Origin of the sequence: Algicola sagamiensis DSM 14643 (assembly GCF_000374485.1) — a bacterium.
Lineage (GTDB): Bacteria > Pseudomonadota > Gammaproteobacteria > Enterobacterales > Alteromonadaceae > Algicola > Algicola sagamiensis.
Genome location: NZ_KB894491.1, coordinates 635,179 through 649,326 on the forward strand (window position 1 = coordinate 635,179; position 14,148 = coordinate 649,326).

The 14,148-nt window shown below is 42.0% G+C and carries 15 protein-coding genes and 2 tRNA genes; 3 read left to right on the forward strand and 14 right to left on the reverse strand.

Annotation, left to right across the window (positions count from 1 at the left end):
- Window positions 1-175: 175 nt before the first annotated feature.
- Genes C505_RS0102875 through C505_RS0102895 form a run of 5 tightly spaced genes read right to left on the reverse strand, consistent with a single transcriptional unit; the run spans window position 176 to window position 4,101 of the window.
- Window positions 176-1,024: a hypothetical protein gene (locus C505_RS0102875; protein ID WP_157368749.1), complete on the reverse strand. Its 849-nt coding sequence runs from the start codon at window positions 1,022-1,024 to the stop codon at window positions 176-178.
- On the reverse strand, window positions 1,012-1,935 hold the full coding sequence (locus C505_RS0102880) for a hypothetical protein (protein WP_018691090.1): 924 nt from the start codon (window positions 1,933-1,935) through the stop codon (window positions 1,012-1,014). The genes C505_RS0102875 and C505_RS0102880 overlap by 13 nt, the downstream gene beginning before the upstream one ends.
- Window positions 1,932-2,471, reverse strand: coding sequence for a non-canonical purine NTP pyrophosphatase (locus C505_RS0102885; protein ID WP_018691091.1), 540 nt, complete (start codon window positions 2,469-2,471; stop codon window positions 1,932-1,934). Before C505_RS0102885 ends, C505_RS0102880 begins: the two co-directional genes overlap by 4 nt.
- Window positions 2,461-3,177, reverse strand: a complete 717-nt coding sequence (locus C505_RS0102890; RefSeq protein ID WP_018691092.1) for an adenylate kinase family protein — start codon at window positions 3,175-3,177, stop codon at window positions 2,461-2,463. Before C505_RS0102890 ends, C505_RS0102885 begins: the two co-directional genes overlap by 11 nt.
- 39 nt (window positions 3,178-3,216) lie before the next feature.
- Window positions 3,217-4,101, reverse strand: coding sequence for a hypothetical protein (locus C505_RS0102895; RefSeq protein WP_018691093.1), 885 nt, complete (start codon window positions 4,099-4,101; stop codon window positions 3,217-3,219).
- A 613-nt stretch (window positions 4,102-4,714) separates the two neighbouring features.
- On the opposite strand from C505_RS0102895, the gene C505_RS0102900 reads away from it, so the two are divergent.
- The 3 genes from C505_RS0102900 to C505_RS0102910 all read left to right on the forward strand — a co-directional run bounded on the left by C505_RS0102900 (window position 4,715) and on the right by C505_RS0102910 (window position 8,604).
- Entirely contained in the window at window positions 4,715-5,506 is a 792-nt protein-coding gene (locus C505_RS0102900; protein WP_018691094.1) for a UDP-2,3-diacylglucosamine diphosphatase, read from the forward strand.
- Window positions 5,507-5,521: 15 nt separating this feature from the next.
- On the forward strand, window positions 5,522-7,273 hold the full coding sequence (locus C505_RS0102905) for a GNAT family N-acyltransferase (RefSeq protein WP_018691095.1): 1,752 nt from the start codon (window positions 5,522-5,524) through the stop codon (window positions 7,271-7,273).
- Between the two features lie 74 nt (window positions 7,274-7,347).
- Window positions 7,348-8,604: an MFS transporter gene (locus C505_RS0102910; protein WP_157368753.1), complete on the forward strand. Its 1,257-nt coding sequence runs from the start codon at window positions 7,348-7,350 to the stop codon at window positions 8,602-8,604.
- A 65-nt stretch (window positions 8,605-8,669) separates the two neighbouring features.
- On the opposite strand, the gene C505_RS0102915 is transcribed toward C505_RS0102910, so the two are convergent.
- The 9 genes from C505_RS0102915 to C505_RS0102955 form a co-directional block, all read right to left on the reverse strand.
- Window positions 8,670-9,425 (reverse strand): hypothetical protein, encoded by a 756-nt coding sequence (locus C505_RS0102915; protein ID WP_018691097.1) that lies wholly within the window; start codon window positions 9,423-9,425, stop codon window positions 8,670-8,672.
- Between the two features lie 117 nt (window positions 9,426-9,542).
- Window positions 9,543-10,196: a hypothetical protein gene (locus tag C505_RS23405; protein WP_018691098.1), complete on the reverse strand. Its 654-nt coding sequence runs from the start codon at window positions 10,194-10,196 to the stop codon at window positions 9,543-9,545.
- Window positions 10,193-10,711 carry an RNA polymerase sigma factor gene (locus C505_RS0102925; protein ID WP_018691099.1) on the reverse strand — a complete coding sequence of 173 codons (519 nt, stop codon included), beginning with the start codon at window positions 10,709-10,711 and terminating at the stop codon, window positions 10,193-10,195. Before C505_RS0102925 ends, C505_RS23405 begins: the two co-directional genes overlap by 4 nt.
- A 7-nt stretch (window positions 10,712-10,718) precedes the next feature.
- Window positions 10,719-11,273, reverse strand: coding sequence for an HvfC/BufC N-terminal domain-containing protein (locus C505_RS0102930; RefSeq protein ID WP_018691100.1), 555 nt, complete (start codon window positions 11,271-11,273; stop codon window positions 10,719-10,721).
- Window positions 11,252-12,115 carry an MNIO family bufferin maturase gene (gene bufB, locus C505_RS21240; RefSeq protein WP_018691101.1) on the reverse strand — a complete coding sequence of 288 codons (864 nt, stop codon included), beginning with the start codon at window positions 12,113-12,115 and terminating at the stop codon, window positions 11,252-11,254. The genes C505_RS0102930 and bufB overlap by 22 nt, the downstream gene beginning before the upstream one ends.
- Window positions 12,115-12,390 carry a BufA1 family periplasmic bufferin-type metallophore gene (locus C505_RS0102940; protein WP_018691102.1) on the reverse strand — a complete coding sequence of 92 codons (276 nt, stop codon included), beginning with the start codon at window positions 12,388-12,390 and terminating at the stop codon, window positions 12,115-12,117. Before C505_RS0102940 ends, bufB begins: the two co-directional genes overlap by 1 nt.
- Window positions 12,391-12,661: 271 nt before the next feature.
- Window positions 12,662-12,752, reverse strand: a tRNA-Ser gene (locus C505_RS0102945).
- Between the two features lie 129 nt (window positions 12,753-12,881).
- Window positions 12,882-13,940, reverse strand: coding sequence for a quinolinate synthase NadA (nadA, locus tag C505_RS0102950; RefSeq protein ID WP_018691103.1), 1,059 nt, complete (start codon window positions 13,938-13,940; stop codon window positions 12,882-12,884).
- A gap of 132 nt (window positions 13,941-14,072) precedes the next feature.
- Window positions 14,073-14,148, reverse strand: a tRNA-Lys gene (locus tag C505_RS0102955).

Here is a 14,148-nt window from a genome sequence, read left to right on the forward strand (position 1 = left end):
TAGTTTTAAACCCTTTGTCCATTTGGTGCTATCGTCCGGAAGATAGTGATATTAGGCAATGAAAGGGAGTTGAGCACAACGCACTTATTTTTCATCGTGAATGCCATTCCAAAACCACTCATCCGTGTATCTGTTTTGGAATAGCGAACTGACAATCAACGTTTCCTCTGCAATGCTACGCGGCAGAGAACAAGATTTCCTTATAAAGCGATGTCAGCTCTGGGTAGTATCCTTTTTCCTCATCATAAAACACAAAATAAGGATCGAACAAAGGATACACGTCGGTGTACGTATTAAAGTCATCCTTCGAAATGATATTATTGACAAGCAACTCATTGAGAAACTCACGATAAAACCTTCTTATCGTATTGATTGCCATCGGACTGCCATCAAATCGTGGGCTGATTAAGGCTTCCATGATTTTCTGTTTATACATACTCGCACTTTCAACAAAGTGAAAGTGTTCAAAAATCAAGAATTGCCCGATCATGTAGCGAATAAATGCTTTTGTCTTATTTGTTTTTGGTAAAGACGGTTGGGATGGCTCAAAGAAAGTCATGATTTGATTATCAATCACAGAATTTACGACCGTATCTATCACAGCATCATGATCCGAAAAGTCGAATGTGTGCTCTGATAAAAATTCATTAATTGTTCGTATATCTAACGCATAATGCTTCACCAATGGTGACACAAAATCCCACCAGCGCTCGAACTTTTCCTTATTCGCGGACATATAAATCCAATTACGGTTTGTCCAACTATAATCTTCACAAAAGTAAGCGTGATATTTCCCTTTAAATAGTTCGAGGCTGTCGTAGTTCTTCCCTTGATTATCCAGTATCTCACGATAAAGACTGTCGTCTCCTTTCAAGCAATAGGCAGCATTGGCCTGGATCACCATTTTTAAGTTGCGTTTGAAGTTTTTCTTGTCACTAAAATCAATACCAAGATCGGAGAAAAGCGGATAAATACAACGTCTTGCATAATTGTATTCAATACCGTTTTTGTTCAAACAGTCCACAAACAGTCCACAAACAGCATATCAGCTAGAACCAAAGTGGATGCTTCACTCATCATTCGATAGAGGGTATATGCGGTTTCGTGACTTTTTGAGTTACAGCCTGTAAAAATGAGATCGGGGATCAAAAAGTGACAAAAATCATGAACAATAAATGTCGTCTCATGGATCGGATCCCTTTTTGGTGTCAGCGGAATACCCGCGTTGAGACCAGGCAGCCAATAATTCTTTTGTCGACGATTCTCAGCGGAGCGAAAAAACACCCCCGTATCTACGACCTTCTGAAAAAGATGATTTAGTCCTACACGATCTACAACAGGGCTTTGAATATAATGGTTCGTCGCAATAAATTCCTCCACAGAAAGATCGAAATCAATGACTTCCTTTCTTTGCTGCGGATAGTGGCTCATATTCAACGGCTTTTTGTAATGAATTTGCGCTTCAATGAATTGAGAAATGGTCATATCTCTTGATGAGACTTTGAGACCTTTCTCTTTTAAATCGTGGTAGCTCACGTGCGTGCCTTTCACGACAAAGATATCATCCCAACCAAACACATCGCAGCGATTCTGCTTCTTCAAAGAAAAATCCAGATAGCCTCTTGTGGTATGTTGATACGTTTTCTTCTCAATTTCTCTGTCGTTGAGGGTATAAACCTCTAGAATGGAGTGATGATCCACCATTTCTAGATCAATAAAATCGCAGGGTGTTTTCGTATCCGCTTTATTAAGAAATGTCGACTCTTTCATCAAAGCTATGAGCTTGGGATCTTCTTGCAACAACGCCTTGATCGTTTGATACTCAGGAATGGTTGAAGCGCCTTGAACCACATTGATGTCGTAAAGCGAAAAACACTTCTCAAATTCAGGTAATTTTTTTGCTTTGTCAGTATATAAAACAACACGCCTTTTCATTGAAACTCACCATCCCATTGTTTGATTAATTTCCGTTTTAAGCTCCAATCTTCATTTAAAAACTTCTGAAGTGCGAGGTATCTAGGGTTGAGTTCCGCAGGCATATCTTCACCCAGCGTCTTTGATTTGCCCTTCGGTAGAAAGAAAGGCGCTATGCCAAAACAATTTCCTCGCGGAGAGACAATTGTTCCTTCGACACTCCCTTCATACAAATACACGTAACCGTCTTTATGGACACCGATATAACACGTGAATACACTTGGACGACCCCAATATTTTTCTTGACGAAACGCATCATTCTCAAGAAACCAGCGTACATGAACGCCGACATCAAACCCTTCAATCTCAAGCGAGACATCATCAACTAAAGTACCATCAGAAAATTGAGAAGCTTTATAACAAATCACCGTCTCATGATCGCTCACGGGTTCTTCAAGGGCTTCCTGTGTTGCTTCTACCTGGCAATCGTAATCTTCCAGATACGCTCGGTATTCCGCCAGTTTATTTTTGTTGCCGGAATTGATTTTAATCAGCATGATCCAACTCCTTTTTCTCAACCAATACCTTCGAAATGTGAGCAATCATATCGTTTGTGATCTCAGCCACACTTTTTTTGGCATCAATTTGAATAAGTACGCCACGCTGCTCAAAAATATGTTGAAGAGGTGCTGTTTTTGTCTCGAAAACATCTAACCTTTGATGGATCGCAGCAGCAGTATCATCATCCCTTTTGAGTAAAGGTGAACGACACTGATCACATTGGTCCGGTTGTTGCGGTTGATGAAAAACTGCGTGATAGTTACTTTCACAATGGGCACAATACAAACGTCCTTGCAGTCTTTTGACAACCTCATTTCTTGGTATCGAAAAATAAAAAACAAGTGCGATTTCTTTTCCCTGAGCCTTCAGTGTACTTTCTAAAAACTCAAGATGATCGATTTGCTTCGGATAACCATCCATCATCAAACCACAGTCGTACTGCTTTGAGTTCAGCTCATTTTTTAAATAGTCGAACGTAAGCTCATTGGGGATCGGGACGCCCTGGTTCATAAAGTGGAGCATTTGTTTCCCAAGTTCGTTCTGCTTTTCTGCCTCACTTCGATACAGTTCTCCTGTCGAAAGATGCGGAATATTGAGCATATTTTCAGATTCGAGAATCTTCCCTTGGGTCCCTTTTCCAGATCCTGGAAAGCCCATCAACAGGATCACTTTGTTTTTGAGCTTTTCTTGTATTTCAGCCATGTTGTCCAATCGCGTATCTCCTTTGTCAACGATGACTGATTAGTCTTGATTTTCAGCTGGCTCAAATCGCCATATGCCATGCACAATTTCGATAGAGAAGTCAGGCTCAATTTCTGTAAATCCAAGTTCATGGAGCAAGCTTCTCAGTGCGCTTGCTTTTTCAAACAACTGCTTCATCGAGTTATCGACATCCGTGTAAGTAAACTCATTCGAACGATAGCTCCAACGTTCTGTATGACTAAAGATGAACCATCCGCCAAGGTTTAAGCCTGCTGTTGAACAAGCCTCCATCAATGCGTCTAATTGAATCGGCATGTCAGGGTATGACGTTTTCGGAATATTGAAGCCAAAGTGAAGTTCATAAGTTGGAATTGGATCACAAAGATAATGGTCATATTCTGACAATAAACGCATATCCAAATTCAGTGGTTCAAACTCATGCTCAGTGATCACTTCACCTGTACTATCAAAGCGCCATAACCCGAGATACTCTTCAATCTCAACCATTTTTCTGGAAGATTTGCATGTTTGCTCTGTTGCAGACAGCACGGCTTTCATGGTTTCAACATCCAATTCATCACCAAATCGACCTGTCACAAATGCTTCATCGCTGGCATTGGTAATTTCATGAAAGTTCATCATTTGTTGATAAATCGGCTTTTCAGCAACTTGTGGTCCAAGTTTTAGAAAATTAATCGGGTAGATTTTTAAGTTGTCCTGAATATTTTGGGAATGCTCAAAAAGTGTCGCAACAATGTCCGTAATTTCTTCATGGGACTCGGCATCTAAATGGAAGTGGACTCTGGTTGATTTAAAATTTGAGTCGTCTTTTGGCGGGAGTGGGTAATAAGATTGCAGTTCTGAGTAATTAAATCCATGCTTATTATTTTGTTCTTGTTTCAGTGCTAAGCTACCTTCAGACATAATAATTTTCCTTATTTTCTGTAATTTTTAATATTTTCCATGCCTGGATGCAGCTCTGCTGATTACTTTTGAAGTAAAATCGAAATCAATTTTTAATTAGGGAGAGGGCTTAAATACGCTTTTCAGTTGTGTTTTTAAAGTTGGCGAAAGATCTTGACAAAAAGATTAAATTTCCAACAAATAAATTTTTATATTACAAATGTAGCGCAATAGGATTTTCTTTCCCTAGATAAATCTTCCCATAAAACAAAAACTACAACACAGGTTGTACCTCTTAGAAAAACTTCGGGGGATAGTACAGAAGAAAAAGACAATTGCAACCTATTCACTATAAAAACAATAAAAACCATACTTTTTAGCATATTTTGCAAACAGTTTGTTTCTATTATGACACATTGAAAGACCTCGCTTTTTACGCTGAATTCCTTTTTCCGATATCCAATTGACACATGATTCAACCTTCAACTCGGTAAAATGAACCGCTCTTCGATGAATCATTGACCGCTCAATACTTCTATATTCAGTCATCAAATCATTAAAGAACCTTCACCCACCTGTCATATGAGCACACTAAATTAAACCTCAGTGTTCATGATTTATTGTGCTTATTCTTATGAAAACATCGCATCATTTTCGAACGCTGTTCTTATCGGATATTCATTTGGGTTACAAGGATTGTAAAGCTGAGTATCTGTTAGACCTGCTCGATCACTGCCAAGCCGACCAAGTTTATCTCGTCGGCGATATTATCGACCTGTATGCGCTTAAGCGGAAAAGTCACTGGCCTGAGTCTCACGGAAAAGTCCTTGATAAATTATTCAAGATTGCCAATTCGCAAACGCAGGTTTTCTATATTCCAGGCAACCATGACGCGTCTCTACGTGACTACACAACACATGAATTTGCGCAAGTAACTTTACTGCTTGACCATATTCATGAAACCGCGGATGGACGGCGTTTCTTCGTATTTCACGGTGATATTCTCGATCCACAAGTCTGTATGAGCCGCTGGTATGCCGTTCTTGGTGACAAACTCTATGACTTGATCCAATTTCTCAATCGTTGGTGCAATCACTCCCGTCGATTGTTTGGATATCGATATTGGTCACTTTCGGGCTACATCAAATCAAAAGTCGCAAAAGCTGGCGAAGCCATGCATCGGTATAAAGTTGCAGCTGTGCATGAAGCCAAAAAAAGAAATCTGGATGGTGTCATTTGTGGTCATATTCATCACCCTGAAATTGATCAAATTGATGATCTCATATACTGCAATGATGGCGACTGGGTCGAAAACTGTACAGCTTTAGTTGAGGATTTTGACGGGCAATTATCTTTACTCCACTGGACTGAGGAACAAGCCACAGTCATCTCACTCCCACACACATCAAAATCACACGTTGCCTAGCGTGAGGAGGAGCATATGTTTCGCGTAGAACAAGTGATAGAGCATCGTTTACCACAAATTTATGCCAAACCCTGGCTCTTTAAAGTCACGAGCGCTGCACTGAAATTCCTCTTGCATGAAAAAGAATTCCAAGACTTTGAGAAACAATACCCTTATCTCGATGGCCCTGATTTTGTCGAACATGCCCTGCGTTATTTTAATTTCAGCTATACCGTCAGAGAAAGCGAGAAAGAACATATTCCAAGCCATGGTCGTGTTGTCCTCATCGCAAACCACCCGATCGGATCACTGGACGGTTTAGCACTGTTGAAGATGGTCCATCAGATCCGACCCGATGTGAAAGTCGTGGCAAATGAGTTGCTCATGACAGTCAGCCCACTCAAATCAATGGTTCTTCCTGTACATAATATGACGGGAAATACACCAAAGGAGAATCTGGAAAACATCCAGTATCATTTGAAACAGGAAGGTGCACTCATCATCTTTCCTGCCGGAGAGGTCTCCCGTTTAAGGCCAACTGGGGTGAAAGATCCCAAGTGGCGCGGAGGTTTTTTGAGAATTGCGCAGCAGGCCAAAGCCCCTATTGTGCCGATTTGTATTCAAGGAAAAAACTCCCCTCTCTTTTATGGTATGAGTATTCTTTGTAAGCCCATTTCAACACTTCTGCTTGTCAAAGAAATGTTCCGCCATGCAAATGCAAATATTACAATTCGGATCGGCGAACTCATTCCCTATGAGGGTTACGGAAAAAATAAACTAGGTCCAAGTGAGCTGATTCTTCGATTTAAGCGGCACCTGTATCGGGTTGGCAAAGATCGCAAAGGCTTGTTTGAGACGTTGCAACCCATTGCTCATCCAGAAAACCGAATTGTACTCAAAGAAGCAATTCAGCGATGTGAACATATCGGCCATACTGGGGATGGTAAAGAAATCTATCTCTATCGATATCACACAAGCTCCCCAATCTTACGTGAGCTAGGACGCTTAAGAGAAATTGCTTTTCGTGCTGTTGGTGAAGGAACCGGACAACACCGAGATATTGATGCCTTCGATGCTTACTATGAACATTTGATCCTTTGGGATAAAGAACAACTCGAAATCGCTGGCGCATACCGACTAGGTCGCTGCCAATCTATCCTCAAGCGATACGGTCAAACGGGCTTGTATACAGATTCACTGTTTCATTTTACCCAGAATATGGCGACCTACCTGAAGGACGGATTGGAACTCGGACGGAGCTTTGTTCAACCTCAGTATTGGGGACAACGAAGCCTAGGTTATTTATGGTATGGCATTGGTGCTTATTTACGACAGCACCCAGAAATACGCTATTTGTTTGGTCCCGTCACCATTTCAAACAGTATGCCGAAACAAGCGAAAGACCTGTTGGTATATTTCTATCAGTTATACTTTGGTTCTTTGAATGACTTGGCAGCATCAAAATCCCCATATGTGTTGGATCAAGACATTCAAGAACTACTCCGATCTTCATTTTCCGGCCAAGATTATCGCCAAGACTTTCAGCAACTCAAGCACCTGCTTTCAAACATGAATGTCAGTATCCCAACCCTTTATAAGCAATATACAGAGCTTTGCGAGCCTGGCGGTGTTCGCTTTCTTGCCTTTGGTGTAGACGAAGACTTTAACAACAGTATTGACGGCTTGGCACTGGTCGATGTTCAAAAAATCAAAGCGAAAAAATACCAGCGGTATATTGCAAATCGAGAAAACCAACTGCTTCCACTGTCAGCCGAACGACTGAGATAAAATACACTTTGCAATCATATGTTTTTATGATTACATGTTCAGCTGGTATTTTTAGTTGTAGCTTGTTATTTCTGATGAAGTTTTCCCACCCATTCAATCAAAAGTATGCTGTTGTTCAGCTCTTTGCTGGGCTCATTTTAGGCTTGATCACCCCAATCATGTATGTCGTATTCCAAGGCAAAGGATTGAGTACTTTACATATCGGCAGTTTAATCATCATCTCTGCCATCACGACAATGTTGCTGGAAGTCCCTTGTGGTGTCATTGCAGATAAATATGGGCGAAAAGCATCGTACCTTCTCGGACAGTTGTTCATGGCATGCGCTTTTCTTCTCATCTTCCTTTATTCTGATTTCATCATTTTGACTCTCGCAATGCTGCTACAAGGTCTCAGTCTTTCGCTCGTGTCAGGAACGCTTGATGCAATCTTTGTAGATAAACAAAAACAATTGAGTGACAACCCCGGCTTTCTACAAAAGAATCTGGCACAGGCTGGCTATTTTCATCATTTTGGGATCTTTATCGGTGCTGTGATGTCTGCATTATTATCGCTTTTACCACAACTGCATTTCCTAACAGAAAATGCTGAGTTTTTTTATCAAATTGCATTTTGCCTTATTCCTATTCAGATGCTTTTTGTCTCCTTCTTCATCCAAGAAGTGTCTCCCCAAAAAATCGGGAATAAAGTTGGTTTTTTCTCTCTTCTGTCCAACACAACATCACAACTTAAAGGAAGAAAGACATTGCAATATTTGTTATTTTCGACCACGACGGCGGTCATCGCTTACATGAGTTTTGAAAAGTTTTGGCAGCTTGAGTTACAGTATTTACTAGGCTCAGAAAGTAAAAATTGGCTTTTTGGGGTTTTGGTGGCGCTCTCTTTGTTATTTAGTATGATTGGGCAAACACTGTCTCCTGCTTATTGCCAATTATTTCAGCACAATTATGCCCATGTTCTCATCACGATCCGCTTGGCAAGTGGCGCGTCCTTTTTCGCTCTTTTCTTAAGCGATAGTATTATTCCTTTTGCGCTTTGCTTTATGCTGATATTTTTCTTAAATGCGCTGAGCACTTCCGCTGTCATGACCCTATTTCATCACAGTGTTGATGATCATGAGCGTGCCACACTGCTATCGATACGCTCATTTTTTCTACAATTGGGTGCGCTCGGGGGAACATTAATGGCATCCACGATTGCAGATGTATTTTCGATCAAAGTCGCTTTTGGTGTTTCGTGCTTGATCTATTTTATCTCCACACTGTTCTTCTTCATCCCTGTTGTTTCTACCTTGGCGAGAAAGCTATCCCAAGAAGTCAGATTCAGTAATTAACCGCTGGCTCCCGAGAAATCCCCCGCTCTCGGGAGCCATGATTTCGAATTGCTTAACCAGCCCTGTTAGAGATCGGATAGATACTGAAGATCCCCTTGTTGGTAACTGGCTGAATGAATACCATTTGTGATCCGTGCATGCTGGAGGTCTACTTGATCGAACATTTTTAGATAGCTATTGATGTCTGGATTACTCGGGATCACGGTCCCCGCGATATCGCCGCTTCGATTATCAAAGGAAAACGGATGATTATGGATCCCGTATTCAAACTGCCACCCCTGCTGCGTTAGTCTACGAATTGCAGCGTGACCCAATCCAACATTTGGCCCCATGTAACTCGCTGCTGTCCGCCAAGCGACATAAACTTTCAATCGATCATTTTTTTCAAAGATATATCCCTGAAACTCTGTCGGCGAATCAACATAGGACACGCGTTGAAATTGTTCAGAGATCAATAACTGATCTAAGCAGCTCGCACGATGAATATTACCAGCATGCCCATCAATAATCGCTTGGAAACGTTTGACCTCTTTCGGCATTCCAGCATTGCGATAAATCGCCTGCTGACGTTTGAGCAATGCAATTTGGTCTAACGTCGCCCGCCTGGCAATAAACCCATGATAACCTTTGATGGTTGCATCAATCGGCTCTTGTGCTTCTTCAAGCCAAAGCCCTGCATTTTCAAACTCCCAAAGATATTGTTGAATGTCATTTTGTTCCATACGGAGTTCTGGCTGTTGGTGTGGTATCGGACAGTTCGCCCAGACTTGAGCTGAGATGAGCGCAATCAATGAAAATAGTATTTTTTTATTGTTTTTCATACTAATACTCTCTTTTTATTATTGGTTCTATTTCAGTATAAATAAATAGAAAAATGACAAAATCACCGAATAGCATGAATTTTATGCGTAGCGGATCTTGAACAATGGTTGGTGGATTTACTTCGAAGAAACAAGAACCATGAACAACCCTTTCTCAACCCACAATGATACCCGAAGCCCACGACGATAGATTTCTTGTGGTACTTCCCCTTGGTCAATATTTGGTATTGGACCAAAGATACTGGGATCATAATCGACTTCATAGAAAGTACTCACCTGATCCCCATTCGTTTGATATCGAAGTTGTACCGCGGAAACCCCTTTGATTGAGCAATAACGGCCACCGAGCATCTGTCTCTCTGAAAGTAAGAATTGCTGAGTCAGTACTTCAGATTGAATCGGAAGAAAGTCTAATAATGTAAAAAATTTCTGCGCTTGGTTCATCTGGTTTGAGTGAACTTCCAGAGGCTTACGCTTTAAGTGATTCAAGATCACCTCATCCGCAATGTCTTGAACAGATTGCGCGATCATCGGCTCAGAATGATAGGTTGGTAAAAGCTGATAAGTGCTGAGCGCAATCACACAACAAGCAACACAAGCGACACTCACTAGCGACCACAACCGCCTTCTCTTTGCTGGAGACATGACACCAAGTCCTTCGGACTGTTGTTTGATCAACAGCTTCACTTGGGTTTGATCGAGTAATGCTTTTTCTGTCTGTTTTTGTATCGCTGTTTTCATCGGAACCCGTTTACGCGTTTGTTGGCTCATTGCGACTGCTCCTTCGGTATTTTATCTGGGAGATCGCCTTGCAACTTTTTCCTGAGCCGATGCAAGCGTGATAAAAAAGTACCTCTTGGCATTTCCAATCGTTCACAAGCTTCATCCGTGCTATACCCTAAAACAGCCCAATGATAGAGCACATCCCTGTCTTGCGGAGATAGCTCAATCCAGATCTTTTCTAATTGGTCCAAATCAACCAGCCACTCTTCCAAAATAACGGGTGAAATATCATAGGTACCGCTTTCTTCAAATGACTCATTTCCCCATCGTTGCTGGTAGCGGTAAAGATCAATAAATCGATTACGGATTAAACGTCGAACGTAAGCAAGCGGTTCTGTGATCTCTTCAGGTGCATGATTCACTTGCTGAATATACTTCTCCAATGAAGATTGCACGAGGTCATATGCATCATCTGACTGCTGACAAAGCATCATTGCATATTGGTAGAGTTTTTGAAGTTGGACGTCCTGCAATAAGTAATGATGTTTTTTGAGTCGTGGCATAGGTCACCTATTCAAGCGCTTGAAATAGCTCATGCGCCACTGACCTGACTTGAACACGAATTCCTTCCCGCCAAACAATGATTGGCAGCTTCGGGTCATAATATGCTTGAAAGTCCGTGTATGGATGTTGTTTTGTCAGCGCACACAAAAGATCGGGCGAAATCTGATCCTGTTCAGATTGCTCAATCAAGCTTAGCCCATCCGGTAACTCCTGCGACTCTTTTGCATAGTATGCAATTGAAATGGCATATTCTATTTGGGCTATACGTGCTAGTGTTCCCCATGAAAAAGAGTCCGCTTTTCCCCCTTCAGTTTGCCCACGGATCCAGTGATAGAAAGCTTCTCCATATAAATTGATATCCCAGCTCTGGGGGACATGATGTCGAATATACATCTGTGCAATCGCGCCAAAAGTATCTGCTCCTAACTGCTCATAGAGGGCAGGATAAGTCGTTTCAATCGCGCTCAAGTGTGCGCCTATATAGTTGTCCGTATATGCTGCTATTTCCTCCGACAGTACGCCTTCAGCAAACTGTTCAATTAAACGGGCATAACAAGACATGACTGTCCCTCGGCAGTGGGTTGATATGCTCGAAAATCCATATACGCTTGTGCCTTTCTCATTTGACTCATCAATACATCAAACGATGGCAATTTGCTGTCCCATTCAATGAGACATGGTACCATTGGACATTGCTCGCAATACTTCTCAAAGACTTCCCAAACTTCGTGTGTCACTTCAGCACTGTGCGTATCCAATAATCGGTCCTCTTTCACGGAATAACCCGCTAGATGGATTTCAGCAACTCGTTCAACCGGAATTTCCAACAAAAAAGTATCTACTGATTCACCAAGGTTATGTTGATTCACGTATGCATTATTCAAATCAAGAAGCAATCCACAGTCTGCTTCCCGACTGACTGCCGCTAAAAACTCCCCTTCAGACAGTTGACTCTCAGCATAGGTCGCATATCGGGAGACATTTTCAATCAGTATTTGTCGGCCGAGAAAATCCTGAACGACTTTGATTCTGTTCGCCATATGCTGGACAGCTTCATCTGTGAATGGTACAGGAAGCAAATCATGAAAAAAGTGCCCGTCATGTGCCGTAAAACATGCATGCTCGGAAACAAGAACGGGTTGATAAGTGTTGATTGCTTGTTTGAGGTCACTCAAGTAATCGAAATCCAGTACATCCACACCGCCTAAATTCAGGCTGACACCATGAAAACTGAATGGATATATTTCATTGATTTGAGAAAGCAGAAACGGATTTAATCCACCGCCAAGATAGTTACATATATGCACTTCAAACCAAGGGACATCCGGTTGTTCTTGGAGCACTTCGTGTAGATGAAGCGGACGCAGACCAAGACCTGCGCCCTTTATATTTCTGGCAGCCATTATTTCTTCGCTGGCTTCACTTTTTTGACCATACCACCGGTCAGCTTGTCACAAGTTCCTTTTGGTACATAGACCCACTCAGTGTCCATATTGTGGTCTTTTGCTTGGCCCGCACATTTATGAGAGCCATCTAATGCGCCGCAGTCATTTTTTCCTTTCTTCGCTACCCCAGCACATTTTTCCCATTCTTTTGGTTGATCAGGGACAGCTTGTGCGGATAAAGACACTGCACCAGCACCGATCAATGCCGCTGTGAGTAAATGTTTTTTGTTCATTGTCATTCCTCATAATCATAAATAGAGATGGTTCTCCCTATAAACGTTTGAGTCAGTCAAATGATTGCAAGATGATCAGAGAAGATATTGTATTGGTCAAAATTTAGATGGTTTTACAAGAGTGAGTGAGTGGACGTGTTGTTCCATAATGATTTAGGGAGTCGATGTGCAAAGTTGTTATTTTTTGATGAAGAAACAATAAAGAAGCAATCCATCTATATATTGAGTAAATATAGTGGCTGGATTCTGGCAGGTTTACCCTGGAGGAAGATGGCGGAGAAGGAGGGATTCGAACCCTCGATACGCTATGAACGTATACACGAGTTCCAGTCGTGCGCTTTCGACCACTCAGCCACCTCTCCGCAGGTTTGCTTGTGTGCGGGCGCTATACTATGGAAATCCGAATAAAGAATCAAGCAAAAAATGTGATCCGTTGTGCGTTTGCACAAGATTAAAACAAGTCGCACAAACGCACAACAGATACAAGGTATTTAAGCGTTGCCTTTTACCTTCATTTGATGCTCAGCAGCAAAGTCAAGCATCCGGTGAAGTGGAATTAAGGCTTTATCTCGCAGATTATTATCCACAAAAATCTCGTGTCCCTCACCATCAATCAATGCACTTTCAATGGCTTGTAATCCATTCATTGCCATCCAAGGACAATGTGCACAGCTACGACAAGTTGCACCTTCACCACCTGTCGGCGCTTCGATAAAAGTTTTCTCGGGTTGAAGCTGCTGCATTTTATAGAAAATGCCTTTATCTGTAGCAACAATAAAGGTCTGATTTGGTAACTCTTGGCTTGCTTTAATCAACGCACTCGTCGAACCAACCGCATCCGCCATATCCACGACACTCGCTGGTGATTCCGGATGAACTAAAACCGCTGCATCTGGATACTGAGCTTTGAGGTCTTTTAATGCATTCGATTTGAATTCATCATGAACAATACAGGCGCTTTGCCAAAGGATCATATCTGCACCTGTTTCCTTTTGAATATAAGCGCCCAGGTGACGATCCGGTCCCCAGATAATCTTCTCTCCTTCATCATCCAGATGCTCCAAAATCTCAAGCGCAATACTGGAAGTCACAACCCAATCTGCTCTTGCTTTGACAGCAGCAGACGTATTGGCATAGACAACAACTTTACGATCTGGGTATTGATCACAGAATGCTGAAAACTCTTCGGCTGGACAGCCAAGATCTAACGAACAGGTCGCTTCTAGGGTTGGCATAAGCACTGTTTTTTCCGGCGTAAGGATCTTCGCAGTCTCACCCATAAAGCGAACACCAGCAACAATCAGGGTTTTTGCTGGATGTTGATTTCCAAAACGGGCCATTTCAAGAGAGTCAGCGACACAGCCACCAGTTTCCTCTGCCAGGGCTTGTATCTCAGGATCCGTGTAATAATGTGCGACCAACACAGCATCTTTTTCTATCAGAAGCTGTTTGATACGCAGTTTGTAAGCTTCTTTTTCCACCGCGGTTAATGTTTTCGGCTTGGGTGGAAAAATAAAATCGGTTTCTACCAGCTGATGCGCTTGGCTCATGCTACTCAACTCTACTTCAGAACAAAATGTCTCATTGAGCGTATTATATCAAGGCAATTTGGGAAGTCACAGAGGAGATGACAAAAAGAAGACAACAAGTAGGCATATATTCGAATATAGACAAGGACAACGTGGTGGGTCATGATGGACTCGAACCATCGACCAATGGATTAAAAGTCCACTGCTCTACCAACTGAGCTAATGACCC